Consider the following 14565-nt stretch of genomic DNA (forward strand, 5'->3'; position numbering starts at 1 on the left):
TGTCTTTCCTCGTGATAATTTAGGTTTGGATAATTTAGATGTCAAGTAAAAAGACGACGGAGCGCACCGCGCGTCCGTACTTTTCCCCGCTAGTCTTCGCGGATTTCCCGTGCGCAACGCTGCAAGCGGATGAATGCCCGATATCGCGCGTCGTGAAGGCGCGCGAGATCGCCCGTTGCCGGCGCGTAGGTTTTTTCGACGCGCGCCATGCCGCTCATCGCCGATCGAACGTCGCCGAACAGGCCGCCCGCCACCGCGCCGAGCATCGCGGCGCCGAGCAGCACCGGCTCATCGACCTGCGTGGCCAGCACCGGCTTGCCGGTCGCATCGGCGAGCAGCTGCCGGACGAGATCGAGCCGGCCCGCGCCGCCGCTGATCATCACGCGCTCGATCGGCGCGCCGGCGTCCGCCTGCGCTTCGATGACCTGCCGCAGACCATAAGCGATGCTGCACACGCCGGCGACATACAGCGCGACCAGATTGTCGAGGCCGGCTTCCATGCCGAGACCGGCGATGACCGCGCGCGCGTGCGGATCGGCGAAGGGCGCGCGGTTGCCGAGAAACTCCGGGACGACGTGCAGGCCATCTGCGAGCTTCACCGCGTCCGACAGGCTGCCGGAGCCCTGGGCCGCCAAGCCGGCGAGCATGCCCGGCAGCGATTCGCCGCGCTCTTTCGCGCGAAGCGTGGCTTCGGCGGCGGCGGGATGCATCGCGAGCAGGCGCTCGATCGCCGCGCCGGCGACCGATTGACCGCCTTCGTTGAGCCACGCCTGCGGCACCATCGCCGAGAAGTACGGGCCCCAGACGCCGGGCACGAAGACCGGCTCGGCGGTCGTCGTCATCGTGCATGACGACGTGCCGAACACATAGGCGAGGCACGACTCCGGATCGCCCTGTGCGCCCACGGTGCCGATGCCGCCCGCATGGGCATCGATCACGCCCGCGCCGACCGGTGTGCCCGCGATCAGCCCGAGTTCCGCGGCGGCGCGTTCGGTCAGCCCGTTGCCGAGCCGCGTGCCCGGTTCGACCACCTGCTGGCCGATGCGCGCGAAGCCCTCGTCCGCCAGCGCGCCGAGACCGATGGTCCGGAAATAGCTCTCGTCCCAGCGCCGTTCATGCGCGAGATAGGTCCACTTGCAGGTCACGGTGCAGACCGACCGCGACGTATCGCCGGTCGCGCGCCATGTCAGGAAGTCGGTGAGATCGAAGAATTGCCATGCGGCGTCGAAGACGCGCGGACGGTTTTCCAGAAGCCACAACAGCTTCGGCGTCTCCATTTCCGGTGAGATCCTGCCGCCGACGTATTTCAGCACCGCGTGGCCGGTCGCGTTGATGCGCTCCGCCTGCCCGATCGCGCGATGATCCATCCAGACGACGATGTCGCGTTCCGCCTGCTCCGACGGTCCCACGGGCAGCGGTTTGCCGCCATCGCCGAGCACGACGAGCGAGCAGGTCGCATCGAAGCTGATGCCCGCGACGGACTCCGGCGCGATTGCCGCCTGCGCGAGCGCCGCTTTTACGGCGTGGCAGACGGCGCTCCAGATTTCCCCGCTCGATTGCTCGACGATGCCGCCGCTTTCGTGAAACAGCGTGATGTCCTTTTTCGCCGATGCGGCCATGTTGCCGGCGGTATCGAAAATTCCGGCGCGTGCGCTGCCGGTGCCGACGTCGACGCCAACGACGTAGCGTTCGCCGGCGCTGCGGTTGCTTGCGTTCATCTCTCTGTCCGTGGTTCGGGATAGGGGCGTCGCAGATCGACGCTGTTCGGCAAACCTGCCGCCGAGTAGTATGCCCGAACCCCGAATTCCGAAGACGGCAACGCGAGGCGCTCGTCTAAAGCCGCTACTTGATGAAGCTGAGTTCCTTGCTGATCTTTTCGAGGATCGGCTTCTTTCTCTCGTTGAAGACCGCCTTGTTTTCCTGGATGAGATTGTTGCCCTTGGTATCGATCGAGATGATCAGCGGGCCGAACTCCTTCACGCGGTTGATCCACAAGGTTTCGGGCATGCCGAGATCCTGCCATTCGGCGCCTTCGATTTCCTCGACGAGCGTCGCCGCGAGCACCGCGCATCCGCCCGGGAAGATCGCATGAACCGCCTTGTGCTCCATGCAGCCCGCGGCCGTTTCCGGTCCCATGCCGCCTTTGCCGACGATCAGCTTCACGCCGGTCTGCTCGATGAACTCGCGCTCGAATTTCTCCATGCGCATGCTCGTCGTCGGTCCGATGGACACCATCTCGAACGCGCCGTCGTCCTTCTTGCGCACGATCGGGCCCGCATGAAAGATCGCGCCGCCGTTGAGATCGACGGGCAGCTCGCGCCCTTGCTCGATCAATCGACGATGCGCGACATCGCGGCACGTCACCAGGCGCCCCGTCAGATAGACGACGTCGCCGACCTTCAGATCCTCGAGGTCTTCGCTTTTGATGGGGGTTGTCAGAACCTTCTTCACAGTACGACTCCTTCATGCGAGAGCACTTCGTAGGACATGTCTGCGTTGATGCGGATCTTGCCGCGGCGATGCGCCCAGCATCCGGTGTTGATGGCCACGCCGATGGTCGACGGATGCCGCGCCGACGATTCGATGTTGACGCCCATCACGCTATTGTTTCCGGTGAGCCCCTGAGGGCCGATGCCGACTTCGTTGAGCCCTTGTTCGAGCAACTCTTCCATCAGCGCGGCGCGCGGATTCGCGCTCTTCGAATCGACCGGACGAAGGATCGCCAGCTTCGACAGTCGCGCGGCAGTCTCGACCGAAGTCGATACGCCGACGCCGACGAGCAGCGGCGGGCACGCATTCACGCCGCGCTCGGTGATGACGTCCATCACGAATTCGGCGACGCCTTCATAGCCTTGCCCCGGCATCAGAACCTTCGCCGCGCCGGGAAGCGTGCAGCCGCCGCCCGCCATGTAGACGTCGATCGTGCAGCTGTCCTTCTCCGGCACGATGCGCCAGTCGAGCCACGGAATCTGCGTGCCGGTGTTCGTGCCCGTGTTCTTCTCGTCGAACGTTTCGACGGCGTTGTGACGCAAAGGCCCGAGCTTCGTCGCGCCGGCGGTGGCTTCCTGAAGGATTTCCTCGAGCTCGCCGAGCAGCGGAAAATTCGCGCCCGCCTCGACGAAATACTGGATCACACCCGTGTCCTGACAGCTCGGACGGTTCAGCTTGTCGGCGGCGTCCTGGTTGCTGTCCATCGAATCGTAAATCGACTTGGCGAGCGGATTGGTTTCCATCGTGCGCAATTCCGCGAGCTTCGCCTTGACATCCTTCGGCAGGCGCTTGCCGATATAGGCGGTGAACTTCGCCATGGTGTCCGTGACGGACTGAATGGCCGCTTCCTTTTCCATCTTGATTCCTCTACGACGTGTTGAGTTGGGGGACGCGCGCGTGCTTTTTCAGTGTGCGGCGGCGTTGCTGGTCGATACCGAAGGCTTCTGCGAGCGGGCGAGAAGCAAGGTCAGCACGGCGGACATCACGAGAAGACCGGCGACGAAATAGAGGCCGCCCGCATAGCTGCCCGTCGATTCCTTGAGCCAGCCGATGACGACCGGACCGGCGAAGCCGCCCAGATTGCCGATCGAGTTGATCGTCGCGATGCCGGTGGCGGCCGCCGCGCCGGAGAGAAACATCGTCGGCATGGTCCAGAGCGGCGGCTTCGCGCAACTGATGCCGATGTTCACCAGCGTCAGCGAGGCGATCAGACCGACGACGCTATTGGCCATCGCCGCCACGATCAGGCCGACCGCCGCCGCGACGCACGCCAGCACGACGTGCCAGGTTCGCTCGCCGGTGCGATCCGAATGGCGCGACCACAGCACCATCGCGATGACGGACACGATCGGCGGAATCGCGTTGAGCAGGCCGACGGTCATCGACGACACGCCCAGTTGCTTGATGATCTGCGGCGCCCAGATGCCGAGCGTGTACAGCCCCGCCGACGTGCCGAAGTAAATCAGCGACAGCGCGATTACGCGGGGATTCGCAAGGCCGCTGATGATGCCGTGCTTCGCCGTGGTCGCGCGGCTGGCGGTTTCGGCGTTCATGACATCGACCAGCCAGTTGCGCTCGTCGTCCTTCAGCCATTTGGCCTTCTCGGGCTTGTCGGTCATGTAGAAGAAGACGACCACGCCGAGAATGAGCGCCGGCACGGCTTCGAGGATGAAGAGCCATTGCCATCCGTGCAGTCCCATTACGCCGTCCATTTCGAGCAGCGCGGCGGACAGCGGCGAGCCGAGCGCGGTGGAAAGCGGCGCGGCGGCCATGAAGAACGCGACGACGCCAGCGCGATGCCGCGCGGGAAACCAGTAGCTGAGATACAGGATGATGCCGGGGAAGAAGCCCGCTTCGGCCGCGCCCAGCAGGAAGCGGATGATGTAGAAGCTCGTCGGCCCGGTGACGAACGCCATCGCCGCCGAGATGATCGCCCACGTCACCATGACCCGCGCAATCCAGATGCGCGCGCCGACCTTGTGCAGCACGATGTTCGACGGCACTTCGAACAGGAAATAGCCCCAGAAGAAGATGCCCGCGCCGAAGCCGAGAATCGACGCGGTGAAGCCGAGGTCGGTCTTCATCGTGAGCGCCGCGAAGCCGATATTCACCCGGTCGATATACGCGATGAAGTACAGCAGCATGATGAACGGCACGATGCGCCAGCTGACCTTGCGCAGAGTGCGCTTCTCGATGTCCATTTCCATGGAACGTCTCCTGATTCCGATTGATAGGGTTCGAAACCGTCTGGTGCGGTTTTGATGCCGTCTTCGAACGTCGGTTCGAAGCGGTCGCCCTTTACGTGAGCTGGCGTCTAGGTTAAAACCGTTGGAATCGCGTATGAATCGACTTAAACTTAATTCATCATTGCAAAAAAATCACGAATGGGCACCGACTCGGAACTGGGATTCTTCTGCCTGCTGGTGAAGCAAGGCAGTCTGGCCGCGACCGCGCGAGAGCTGAATCTGACGCCGCCGGCGGTCTCGCGGCGGCTCTCTTCGCTCGAAGACCGGCTCGGCGTGCGCCTGCTCAACCGCACGACGCGGCGCATCAGCCTGACGAGCGAAGGCGAGGTGTATTTCGCGAACGCCCAGCGAATATTGAGCGACATCGACGACATGGAGCGGACGGTCTCCAGCAGCCGGGCCGCGCCGAAAGGACTGTTGCGCGTCAATGCGCCGTTGGGATTCGGGCGGTCGTATATCGGTCCGGCGATCTCGGAATTCAGCGAGGCGTTTCCCGATGTCGAAGTGCAACTGCATCTGACCGATCGGCCGATCAGCCTGCCGGACGAGAGCATCGACGTGTCCGTGCGCTTCGGCGAGATGCCGGATTCACGGCTGATCGCGAAGAAGATCGCGTCGAATCGGCGGCTTCTGGTGTCGTCGCCGGGATATTTGCGTGTGGCCGGGGAGCCGGCGCATCCGCATGATCTGACTTCGCATCAATGCATCGTGCTGCGTCAGAACGAGGCCGCCTATGGCAACTGGCGTCTGACGCGCAGCGGGCGCACGGAGACCGTGAAAGTGCACGGCAAGCTCAGCACCAACGACGGCGAAGTGGCGCTGAACTGGGCGCTGGAAGGGCGCGGCATTCTCATGCGCGCGGAATGGGACGTCGCGAAGTATCTGCGCAGCGGAAGGCTGGTTCAGGTGTTGAGCGAATACGACACGCCGCCCGCCGATATCTACGCGGTCTATCCCGAACGGCTGAATCTGTCGCCGAAGGTCGCGGTTTTCGTCGATCATCTGCGTCACTATCTCGGCCAGCACGCCGATGGTCCGTCGCCCGCCGGCTCGCCGTGGTAGCGGCGCTTCACGCGTCGCCCTTCAGCTCCTGCGCGATGAAGTCGACGAACGTGCGAATGCGGTTCGACATCTGATGCCGCTGCGAGTAGACCGCGAAGATATCGGCGTTGGGCGTTTCGTGGTCGGGCAGCACGCGCACGAGCGAACCATCGGCCAGATACGGCTTCAGGTCCCATTCGGCGCGCATCAGGATGCCGTGGCCTTCGAGCGCCCACTTCACGGCTATTTCGCCGTCGTTCGTCGTGAGCGTGCCGTCGATCCGCACCGCTTCCGTCTTGCGCGACGCGCCGCGTCCGGACGTGAGCCGCCACACGCCGTAGGCTTCGTCGCCCTGACGAATGCCGATGCAGTTATGCCGCGTCAGATCGTGCGGGACGAGCGGCATGCCATGCGCCTCGATATACGACGGCGCGGCGCACAACAGCCGCCGGTTTCCCGCGAGACGCCGCGCGATCACGCGCGTATCGGGCGGTTCGCCGAACCGGATGCAGACGTCGAACTTGTCGTCGGTGAGCGGCGGCGGCGTGACCGACAACTGCAACTGCACCGACACTTGCGGATACATCCTGCTGAAACGCGAAATCAGCGGCGCGACGTGACTGCGCCCGAAACCGAGCGTCGCGTTCACGCGCAGCAGACCTTTCGGGCTTTGCTTGGCGGCGCCGAGCAGTTCGGAGAGTTCGTCGATCTCGTCGAGAATCCGGCGCGCGTGTTCCAGATACAGCTCGCCTTCCGGCGTGAGCATCATCCGCCGCGTCGTGCGATTGACGAGCGCCACGCCGGCGCGCGCTTCCATCTGCGAAAGACGCTTGCTGACGGCCGCCGCCGTGAGGCCGAGCTCGCGCGCGGCCGCGCTCAGACTGCCTGCCGCCGACAGCGTGGAGAAGAAGCTCAGATCGGCGGGCTGGACGGCATCGGGCATCGGTTCATTCGTAACTTCAGGTTAAAGATGCTTTGAGTCTAGCACCGGTTTTGGAGCCGGAATGCGGTTAAAGTTCGCCCATACCCGACAACATCGAAGGACGGAGACATGAAGACCTATCGCATCGCAACGATTCCCGGCGACGGCATCGGCAAGGAAGTGGTTCCGGCGGGCCAGCAAGTGCTCGAAGCGCTCGCCAAGTCCACGCAGGCATTCGCTTTCGAATTCGAGAATTTCGACTGGGGCGCGGACTATTACCGTCAGCATGGCGTGATGATGCCCGCGAACGGACTCGATGCGATCCGGGACAAGGACGCCATTCTCTTCGGCTCGGCGGGCGATCCGGACGTGCCCGATCACATCACGCTGTGGGGCCTGCGTCTCAAGATTTGCCAGGGATTCGACCAGTACGCGAACGTGCGTCCGACGCGCATCCTGCCGGGCATCGACGCGCCGCTGAAGCGCTGCAAGCCCGAAGACCTGAACTGGGTGATCGTGCGCGAAAACTCGGAAGGCGAATATTCCGGCGTGGGCGGGCGCGTGCATCAAGGTCATCCGATCGAAGCCGCGACCGATGTGTCGATCATGACGCGCGCGGGCGTCGAGCGCATTCTGCGGTTCGCGTTCCGCCTCGCGCAGTCGCGTCCGCGCAAGCTGCTGACCGTCATCACGAAGAGCAACGCGCAACGTCACGCAATGGTCATGTGGGACGAGATCGCGAACGAAGTCGCCGCCGAATTCCCCGATGTCAAATGGGACAAGGAACTCGTCGACGCCGCCACCGCGCGCATGGTCAATCGTCCGCAGACGCTCGATACGATCGTCGCCACCAATCTTCATGCCGACATTCTCAGCGATCTCGCCGCCGCGCTCGCGGGCAGTCTCGGCATCGCGCCGACGGGCAACATCGATCCGGAGCGCCGCTATCCGTCGATGTTCGAACCGATTCACGGCTCCGCGTTCGACATCATGGGCAAGGGCCTGGCGAATCCCGTCGGCACGTTCTGGTCGGTCGTGATGCTGCTCGAACATCTCGGCGAGTTCGACGCGGCCAAACGCGTCATGCAGGCGATCGAAGCCGTGACATCCGACAAGTCGCTGCACACCGGCGATCTCGGCGGCACCGCGACGACGGCGCAAGTGACGGCCGCCGTCTGCGCGCTGGTCGACAAGCAGGCGGCTAACGCGGCCTGAATCGGTTGCCCGATGACGTTCCGCGAGCGCGTCTATTTCTCCGCGCCGATGGTCGTCACGGGCTGCCATTTCATCGACTTGACCTGATACAGCGTCGATGTCGGGTTGTTCAGATCGCCGAACTTGTCGAACGAGATATTTCCGGTGATGCCGTTGTACTGGATCGTGCGCAGCGTCTCGATGATCGCGGCGGGCTTCACGGAATTTGCTTTCTTCATCGCGGTGATGGCGAGCCACGCGCAGTCATACGCGAACGGCGCGTAGGTCAGCGTCTCCGCGCCGAAGCGCTTCTTGAATTTCGCGGCGAACGCGCGGCCTTCGGGCAATGAATCGACGGGCCGGCCGTATTCCCAGGCCATCGCGCCTTCAGCCGCGTTTCCCGCTGAACTGATGAACACGCTGTCGGCAATCCCGCCGCTGCCGACGAACTGCGCGCGGATGCCGAGCTGCTTCATCCGCTTGACGATCAGCCCGGCCTGACCATCGAGTCCGCCGAAGTACAGAAGATCGGCGTTGGCGGCCTTGATGTTCGTCAGTTGCGCATTGAATTCGACGGCCTTGTCGTTGGTGTATTCCTCCGACACGACCTGGCCGCCCGCCGCCTGCACCGCCTTCCTGAACTCTTCGACCGCGCCTTGCCCGAAGGCGGTCCGGTCGTCCATGACCGCGATCCGCTTCGCCTTCGTGACCTTCACGGCATACGTGCCGGCGTTGCCGGAATTCTGCGTGTCGGTGGCGATGATGCGGAACACGTTGTTCAAGCCCTGACGCGTAATCGCGGGATTCGTCGCCGCGGGATCGAGCAGCGGAATGCCGGCCTTCCCGAAGATGGGCGCGGAAGGCAGCGCGACGCCGGAGTTGTAATAGCCGACGACCGCAACGACGCCATCGTCGACGAGCTTCTGCGCCACCTGAACGCCGATGCGCGGATCGCCCTGATCGTCGACGGATGCGAGCTCGAACTGGACCGGCTGTCCGTCGATGCTGATGTGCTGGGCGTTGGCTTCTTCGATCGCGAGCCGCACGCCGTTTTCCAGATCCTTGCCGTTCGCGGCGCTGATGCCGGTGAGCGGCGCGGACAGGCCGATCTTGACGGTCTGCTGCGCGCTTGCAATGAGCGGAGCCAGGCAGAGCGCGGACGCCGCGAAGAGGGAAACGAACGTTTTCATGACAGGGCACTCCATCAAGTGAAGGTCATACGCGGTTCGGGCGTTCGCTTAACGCGGGCGAAGGCCGTCATTCGGCTTGTCGTATCGTTTCGGGACTTATTTTCTGTCGAATTCCGGCGGTTCGTATTCGGGGGAAAATACTGATTTCTCCGCGAGCGAACGATTGTTCTGCGGCGCGCCCATCATGAGTCGAGGATTTGCAGATGAATCGGACAGAGAAAGAAAAGATGCTGGCTGGCGAACTGTACACGGCCAACGACGCAGAAATTCAGGCCGATCAGGCAGCGGCGCGCGCATGGATGGCGCGCTTCAATGGCGCGATGGACATGCCGCTCGCACAGCGGTACGGGTTGCTCGCGGAACGGTTCGCCGCCATCGGTCCGGACTCGATGGTCCGGCCGCCGTTTCATTGCGACTACGGCTACAACATCACGCTCGGCGCGGGCGTGTTCTTGAACTACAACTGCACGATTCTCGATGTCGTCGCCGTGGAGATCGGCGACATGACGCAGATCGCGACGGGCGTGCAGATTCTGACCGCCGATCATCCGCGCGATCCTGCCGTGCGCGCGACGGGCCTCGAACTGGGGCGTCCCGTGCGGATCGGCCGCAATGTGTGGATCGGCGCGGGCGCGATCATCCTGCCGGGCGTGACGATCGGCGATGACGCTTTGATCGGCGCAGGCAGCATCGTGACGCGCGATGTGCCCGCCGGCGCCACGGCGGTCGGGAATCCGGCGCGTGTTCGTCCTGCTGTCCGCGACTAGAAGTCCCGATCGCCGTTACCAGTTCTTCGATGCGAGCAGCGCCTTCACCTGTCCGGCGACGATGGTATAGCCGGCGTCGTTGAGATGGATCGCGTCGGAGCGCAGTGAAGACGGCGGAATGTCGTGGCTGTGATCGATGACGTCCTGAGGAAGGCTCGGATTGTAGGCATTGACGAGCGCAGACTCGACGTCGATGAAATTGTCGGGATACGCCGCCTTCAGGGACGCGTTGAGATCGTCGAGATATTTCGCGACTTCTCCGCCCGCATACTCGCCGGTGAAATCGCCCTTGATGATCGAAAGCACCGCGAAGTGCGCGCCCGCGGGCTTGAGCCACTGTACGATGGACTTCACGTCCGCGAGGACGGTCTGTGCGTCATAGCCATTGTTGCGGCCGACCCAGATGATCGCGGTCCATGTGTCATAGCCTTCCGAATCGCCGAGGAATGCCGATCCGGCGGCGCAAGGCACTGCCGATCCGGCGCTGTCCCGCACGAACGTATAGGTTTCGGTCGTCGATGGCGGCCCGCCGTCCGCTGTGCGCTGGAGCGCGCCATGCACCGAGCAGAGCGTGCCCGGCTTGCTCCGAGCGACGTCATCGGCGGGTGTCGAGAGCATGTCGATCGACACGCTCGAAAGATGGACCGCCGTGTTGCCCGCCGGCACGGCGTCGCCATCGACCGTGACCGTCGATGGCAATGCTCCGACGCGCGCCGCGATCTGCGTCGATGTCTGCCCGCCGATGCCGAGATTCGCAAAGGTCCGATTATTTAGTATGCCGGACAAAATTGCCGGGTATCCGCCGATATCCGATCCGACTCCCTGCGTCAGGCTATCGCCGATGGCAACGATATTCGGCGACGAACCCGCGGGCGTGGCAGCCGGAGCAGGCTCTGAAGCCGGCGTAGGCGCGGTCGCGGTGGACGTGCTTTGAACGCCCGAAGAACTGTCGCCGCCGCCGCCGCAAGCCGCCAGCAACGAAGTGGCGGCCAATGCCGCCACGAGTGCCTGAATCCGGTTCATGTCTCCCCCAAGTCGACTGGACGTCGTTGTCATTGCCTGCGAGGGTACTGTCATGAAACCGGGGACATGCCGGCCCGACGGAAATCGCCAAGACGTTGTCGGCCTGGAACCTGTCCGGCGCGCGCATCCGCATGTCGCGTTGCGACTAACTGCTTACTCAAACTTCGCGATCGGGCAGCAACGCCGCAAGCAGCCGCCGTAACTCCAGACATTCCTTTTTCGTCAGCCGCGCGGTGAGAATGCGCTCGACTTCCTCGACGCGCGGACGCAGCGCCGCCAGTTGCTTCTTTCCGGCCGGCGTCAGGAAGAGCACGTAACTGCGCTTGTCGACGGGATCGTCCGAGCGTTCGATGAGACCGTTGCGAACCATGCGCGCGACGAGATCGGCGATCGTCGAACGGTCCACATCGAGTTCATCGCCGAGCTGGCGCTGATTGACGCCTGGCGTTTCGTGCAGGACCTCGAGCGCCGCGTACTGCACGCTCGTAATCTCGGCGGAAACCTCGGCGAGCCAAACCGCGACATGGCGCTGCTGCGCGCGACGCACGAGGCTGCCCGTGTATCGCGACAGCGCGCGGTCATCTTCTTTATTCGGCAATTTGATCAGTTCATGAGCGGGTTGAAGCACGCGGAAAGATCGGATCGAAAAAGGCGTTCAGTTCCGCGTACGCGTCCAGGGGCAGGACATGCGCGACGTATTGATCCGGACGGACCACGACGATCGCGCCCCGTTCGCGATCGATGCCGCGCTCGTGGAAAATATCAGTCGCCGCATCGTTGGTAAATGCTTTCTCGTAGTCGACCAGACCATAGCGCCCCTTGCGCGGCAGGAGAATGCCCGGCAGTTCATTCAACGCGACGTCCCGATGATCCCGCTGCAACACCGCGCGCAGATCGAGAACGCTGTCCGGATCGGCGCCTTCCGGCGTCACGCGCCGCAGAACGGAATCGGGCGAAGCGCAAAGATGTTCGCACAGCGCATGCAGCGCGCGGCCGTTCGCATCAGCAAACGCATACAGACGCCAGCGGCCATCGGCGCGCGCGACGTGTCCGAGATGCATCGGCTTGGCATCGGCCAGACGAATCACGGGCGACGAGTGAAAGCGCGTGCCGATCGCGAAGCCGCTCGCGAGCGCCTGATGCGTCGGCTCGCCCGTCAGCATGGCCGGACGGTAGCGCGTCGCGACGCCCGCCGTGTAGCGGCCCGCGCGCACGAAGTACGCCTGAAGCTCGGCGGGATCGACGCCGCCCGCTTCGGGCCGGTTTGGGTCTTTGGGCGGTGCGGCCATCATGGCCGACCATTCCTTGTCGAAATCGATGAGCTCCTGCGCGATCGGCTGACGTTCGTCGGAATAGGTGCGCAGCAGGTCGGCGTCGCCGAGTCCGCGCAGCACCGCGCCGAGTTTCCAGCCGAGATTGAAGCCGTCCTGCATCGAGACGTTCATGCCCTGGCCGGCCTTCGCGCTATGCGTGTGGCAGGCATCGCCCGCGATGAACACGCGCGGCTCGCGACTCGTGCCATCGGCGGCGATGGCATCGTCGAAACGGTCCGTCAGACGCTGCCCGACCTCGTACACGGAGAACCACGCGACCTCCTTCACGTCGAGCGAATAGGGATGAAGGATACGTTGCGCGGTCTGAATGATGCGATCGACCTTGATCTGCTTGATGGTGTCGCGATTGTCCGCCGTGACCTCGCCCAGATCGACGTAAAAGCGCACCAGATACCCGCCTTCGCGCGGAATGATGAGCAGATTGCCTTCGCTCGCGGATTGAATCGCGACCTTCAGACGAATGTCGGGGAAGTCCGTGACAGCGAGCGCATCCATCACGCCCCACGCGTGATTGGCCGCATCGCCACGCAGCGTTTGCCCGATGGCCGTCCGCACGCGGCTGCGCGCGCCATCGCAACCCACGACATAACGCGCGCGCACGGTGACGGTCTCGTCGAGCCGCGCCGCATCGGTGCGCCGCAGCGTGACTTTCACCGGATGATCGCCGTCGCCGTCGCCGTCGCCGTCGCGCTCGACATCGACGACTTCGAGATCGTAGTCCGGTTCGAGACGCAAGGCGGAACGCCGCATCACACCCAGCAGATAGTCCTGCACGCGCGCCTGATTGACGATGACGTGCGGAAACTCCGACAAACCTGTTTCGGTATCCTGAACGCGGCCGGTACGCCTGATCGCGCCGCGATCTTCGGCATCGGGCCGCCAGAAAGCCGTTTCGTTGACCCAGTACGCCTCGCGCTGCAGGCGATCGCTCAGGCCGAACGCATTGAACATCTCGACGGTGCGGCACGCGACGCCGTCCGCCTGGCCCATCAAGAGCGGTCCGGAACGGCGCTCGACGATGCGCGTATCGATCGTCGGAAACTGCGAGAGTTGCGCGGCCAGCACGAGTCCCGCAGGCCCGCTGCCGACGATCAGGACATCGACCGTTTCGGGCATGTCGACGCGAGGCGCGTCGCTGGCGGCAGGTTCGATCGTCGGATCGCCGACGCGGAAACCGTCGAGATGAAATTGCATGGTGTCTCCCTCTTTGACTGGATGTCTCGATGGCCTGAAATATACTCCGTACACCAACTATATCAAAGCGATTCCGACGAACTGGATGTTTACCCCTAGATCGGCGCGTCTCGTGCAGCAAAGCATGGCGGGTTGCGTCGGCTGGCTCGGGCCGCAGCGTGCGTTCTGCGCGCGTGGCGGCATCGACGAATGCGGATATATTCAGTTGCGTGGCGGCGGGCGATCGGCTCGTACATCTGATTCGCTCGGATCGGCGACGGCGATCTGGATCGTCAGCCGCACGGGCGGCTGAGCCGCGCATGTGATGGAGCAGCGCACGCAGACTTTCCTGCTGCGTCCGCGGGCGAAGTATGAGATGACGCCGTCATCCGAAAACGCGACCGGTTCGCAGGAATCGCGTGCGGCGGGAAACGATCAACCAAGGAGGCATCCATGGTCATCACGAACTCGCAGTCCGGCACGAACGTCGAGGAAATCGCCGCTGGCGTGTATCGCATCAACACGCCCGTGACGCTGCCCGGCGATGCGGGCGGTTTTTCCTTCAACCAGTATCTGATCGTCGATGACGATCCGCTGCTCTTTCATACCGGTCCGCGCAAGATGTTCCCGCTCGTGCGGGAAGCGCTCGCGAGCGTGATCGATCCGGCGCGCTTGCGGCACATCGCGTTCTCGCACGTCGAAGCGGACGAGTGCGGTTCGCTCAACGAGTGGCTTGCGGCGTCGCCCGATGCCACGCCGCTGTGCGGCACGGTTGCGGCGATGGTGTCGATCACCGATCTCGCCGATCGCGCGCCCGTCGCGCTCGGCGACGGAGAATCGATCCCGCTCGGACGTCATCGCGTGCGATGGATCGACACGCCGCATCTGCCGCACGCCTGGGAGTGCGGCTTCATGATGGAAGACAGCACGCGCACGCTGTTATGCGGCGATCTGTTCACGCAAGGCGGCGCGACGCTGCCCGCGTTGACCACCGGGGATATTCTGGGCCCGAGCGAAGCGTTCCGGCGCAGCATGGATTACTTCTCTCACACGCGTAACGCGGACGCGATGTTCGAGCGCCTCGCGCAACTCGCTCCGACCACGCTCGCCTGCATGCACGGCAGCGCGTGGAGCGGTGACGGCGCTGCATTGCTGCGCGCATTGGCGCAGAGCGTGAAGCAATGA

Annotated in this window: 14 protein-coding genes; 5 read left to right on the forward strand and 9 right to left on the reverse strand. The window is 63.9% G+C overall.

What is annotated here, in order from left to right:
* Positions 1-89: 89 nt before the first annotated feature.
* The 4 genes from NCS03_RS24545 to NCS03_RS24560 form a co-directional block, all read right to left on the reverse strand.
* Positions 90-1718, reverse strand: a complete 1629-nt coding sequence (locus NCS03_RS24545) for an FGGY-family carbohydrate kinase (protein ID WP_250529990.1) — start codon at positions 1716-1718, stop codon at positions 90-92.
* Positions 1719-1842: 124 nt separating this feature from the next.
* Entirely contained in the window at positions 1843-2451 is a 609-nt protein-coding gene (ttdB, locus tag NCS03_RS24550) for a L(+)-tartrate dehydratase subunit beta (protein ID WP_175980506.1), read from the reverse strand.
* Positions 2448-3347 carry a L(+)-tartrate dehydratase subunit alpha gene (gene ttdA, locus NCS03_RS24555; protein ID WP_008347498.1) on the reverse strand — a complete coding sequence of 300 codons (900 nt, stop codon included), beginning with the start codon at positions 3345-3347 and terminating at the stop codon, positions 2448-2450. Before ttdA ends, ttdB begins: the two co-directional genes overlap by 4 nt.
* Positions 3348-3395: 48 nt before the next feature.
* A complete protein-coding gene (locus tag NCS03_RS24560; RefSeq protein ID WP_008347500.1) occupies positions 3396-4697 on the reverse strand; it encodes an MFS transporter in 1302 nt (433 codons plus the stop codon).
* Between the two features lie 177 nt (positions 4698-4874).
* Between NCS03_RS24560 and NCS03_RS24565 the strand changes: the two genes are divergently transcribed.
* Positions 4875-5798, forward strand: coding sequence for a LysR family transcriptional regulator (locus tag NCS03_RS24565; RefSeq protein ID WP_008347501.1), 924 nt, complete (start codon positions 4875-4877; stop codon positions 5796-5798).
* Positions 5799-5805: 7 nt separating this feature from the next.
* Here the strand turns inward: NCS03_RS24565 and NCS03_RS24570 are convergent, their stop codons facing one another.
* A complete protein-coding gene (locus tag NCS03_RS24570) occupies positions 5806-6720 on the reverse strand; it encodes a LysR family transcriptional regulator (RefSeq protein WP_008347503.1) in 915 nt (304 codons plus the stop codon).
* A 108-nt stretch (positions 6721-6828) separates the two neighbouring features.
* Here NCS03_RS24570 and NCS03_RS24575 point away from each other — a divergent pair, with 108 nt between their 5' ends.
* On the forward strand, positions 6829-7914 hold the full coding sequence (locus NCS03_RS24575; RefSeq protein ID WP_250437106.1) for a tartrate dehydrogenase: 1086 nt from the start codon (positions 6829-6831) through the stop codon (positions 7912-7914).
* Positions 7915-7946: 32 nt separating this feature from the next.
* Here NCS03_RS24575 and NCS03_RS24580 read toward each other — a convergent pair whose 3' ends face one another.
* Complete coding sequence (locus NCS03_RS24580) at positions 7947-9083, reverse strand: branched-chain amino acid ABC transporter substrate-binding protein (protein ID WP_008347507.1); 1137 nt, start codon at positions 9081-9083, stop codon at positions 7947-7949.
* 203 nt (positions 9084-9286) lie between these two features.
* On the opposite strand from NCS03_RS24580, the gene NCS03_RS24585 reads away from it, so the two are divergent.
* Positions 9287-9850, forward strand: coding sequence for a sugar O-acetyltransferase (locus NCS03_RS24585; protein ID WP_250529991.1), 564 nt, complete (start codon positions 9287-9289; stop codon positions 9848-9850).
* Positions 9851-9865: 15 nt separating this feature from the next.
* Here NCS03_RS24585 and NCS03_RS24590 read toward each other — a convergent pair whose 3' ends face one another.
* The 3 genes from NCS03_RS24590 to NCS03_RS24600 all read right to left on the reverse strand — a co-directional run bounded on the left by NCS03_RS24590 (position 9866) and on the right by NCS03_RS24600 (position 13401).
* Positions 9866-10873 carry an SGNH/GDSL hydrolase family protein gene (locus tag NCS03_RS24590; protein WP_250529992.1) on the reverse strand — a complete coding sequence of 336 codons (1008 nt, stop codon included), beginning with the start codon at positions 10871-10873 and terminating at the stop codon, positions 9866-9868.
* A gap of 157 nt (positions 10874-11030) precedes the next feature.
* Positions 11031-11471, reverse strand: a complete 441-nt coding sequence (locus NCS03_RS24595; RefSeq protein WP_033536433.1) for a MarR family winged helix-turn-helix transcriptional regulator — start codon at positions 11469-11471, stop codon at positions 11031-11033.
* A gap of 10 nt (positions 11472-11481) precedes the next feature.
* Positions 11482-13401, reverse strand: coding sequence for an FAD-binding monooxygenase (locus NCS03_RS24600; RefSeq protein ID WP_250529993.1), 1920 nt, complete (start codon positions 13399-13401; stop codon positions 11482-11484).
* An 85-nt stretch (positions 13402-13486) separates the two neighbouring features.
* On the opposite strand from NCS03_RS24600, the gene NCS03_RS24605 reads away from it, so the two are divergent.
* Both NCS03_RS24605 and NCS03_RS24610 read left to right on the forward strand, forming a co-directional pair.
* A complete protein-coding gene (locus tag NCS03_RS24605; protein WP_175980495.1) occupies positions 13487-13693 on the forward strand; it encodes a hypothetical protein in 207 nt (68 codons plus the stop codon).
* Between the two features lie 140 nt (positions 13694-13833).
* On the forward strand, positions 13834-14565 hold the full coding sequence (locus NCS03_RS24610) for an oxygen-binding di-iron domain-containing protein (RefSeq protein ID WP_175980510.1): 732 nt from the start codon (positions 13834-13836) through the stop codon (positions 14563-14565).

Source organism: Caballeronia sp. ATUFL_F1_KS4A, from assembly GCF_023630905.1.
GTDB lineage: Bacteria > Pseudomonadota > Gammaproteobacteria > Burkholderiales > Burkholderiaceae > Caballeronia > Caballeronia zhejiangensis.

Excerpts from the sequence above, each read along its gene's own strand:
- NCS03_RS24545 (WP_250529990.1), bottom strand. The coding sequence starts at position 1,718 with ATGAACGCAAGCAACCGCAGCGCCGGCGAACGCTACGTCGTTGGCGTC.
- ttdA (WP_008347498.1), bottom strand. The coding sequence starts at position 3,347 with ATGGAAAAGGAAGCGGCCATTCAGTCCGTCACGGACACCATGGCGAAG.
- NCS03_RS24560 (WP_008347500.1), bottom strand. The coding sequence starts at position 4,697 with ATGGAAATGGACATCGAGAAGCGCACTCTGCGCAAGGTCAGCTGGCGC.
- NCS03_RS24565 (WP_008347501.1), top strand. The coding sequence starts at position 4,875 with ATGGGCACCGACTCGGAACTGGGATTCTTCTGCCTGCTGGTGAAGCAA.
- NCS03_RS24570 (WP_008347503.1), bottom strand. The coding sequence starts at position 6,720 with ATGCCCGATGCCGTCCAGCCCGCCGATCTGAGCTTCTTCTCCACGCTG.
- NCS03_RS24575 (WP_250437106.1), top strand. The coding sequence starts at position 6,829 with ATGAAGACCTATCGCATCGCAACGATTCCCGGCGACGGCATCGGCAAG.
- NCS03_RS24580 (WP_008347507.1), bottom strand. The coding sequence starts at position 9,083 with ATGAAAACGTTCGTTTCCCTCTTCGCGGCGTCCGCGCTCTGCCTGGCT.
- NCS03_RS24585 (WP_250529991.1), top strand. The coding sequence starts at position 9,287 with ATGAATCGGACAGAGAAAGAAAAGATGCTGGCTGGCGAACTGTACACG.
- NCS03_RS24590 (WP_250529992.1), bottom strand. The coding sequence starts at position 10,873 with ATGAACCGGATTCAGGCACTCGTGGCGGCATTGGCCGCCACTTCGTTG.
- NCS03_RS24600 (WP_250529993.1), bottom strand. The coding sequence starts at position 13,401 with ATGCAATTTCATCTCGACGGTTTCCGCGTCGGCGATCCGACGATCGAA.
- NCS03_RS24605 (WP_175980495.1), top strand. The coding sequence starts at position 13,487 with ATGTTTACCCCTAGATCGGCGCGTCTCGTGCAGCAAAGCATGGCGGGT.
- NCS03_RS24610 (WP_175980510.1), top strand. The coding sequence starts at position 13,834 with ATGGTCATCACGAACTCGCAGTCCGGCACGAACGTCGAGGAAATCGCC.